The organism is Enterobacter cloacae complex sp. 6730903 (assembly GCF_048283985.1).
GTDB lineage: Bacteria > Pseudomonadota > Gammaproteobacteria > Enterobacterales > Enterobacteriaceae > Enterobacter > Enterobacter hormaechei_C.
The window spans coordinates 1-323 of sequence record NZ_JBLVXX010000188.1 but is presented as its reverse complement, the minus strand read 5'-3'; the positions used below and the strand labels follow the sequence as shown (position 1 = coordinate 323).

The window sequence follows — 323 nt, the reverse complement described above, 5'->3', positions numbered from 1 at the left end:
CAATACCCACAACTATAAAAATCCACAAAAAAAATGCGTAAATGAAGACGCAAATTATTAATAGTTTCTTGAACAGTATCTGGGTCAAATAATGGCTCAGGAAGCTCATTTTTTTTAAACCATCTACGCAAACTTTTAACCTTTTTTATGTATGAACCAATAAACAATTCTTCAGCTCGATGTTTAGGCGAAGATAAATCTAGTGGATTGGTAGGACGTTCAAGCCAGAGAAAATAGCAGTTATGTAGATACTCAATTTGTTTTTTTAAAATTTCTTGTTCCATAATCATCTCAAAAAATGCACCCCGAAGGGCGCACTTAGC

The 323-nt window shown here is 33.7% G+C and carries 1 protein-coding gene; it reads right to left on the bottom strand.

The annotated features are described in order from the left end of the window. A partial coding sequence (locus ACNQ0W_RS25500) for a hypothetical protein (RefSeq protein WP_417933321.1) occupies positions 1-290 on the bottom strand: 290 nt, incomplete at its 3' end. Between the last annotated feature and the right edge of the window lie 33 nt (positions 291-323).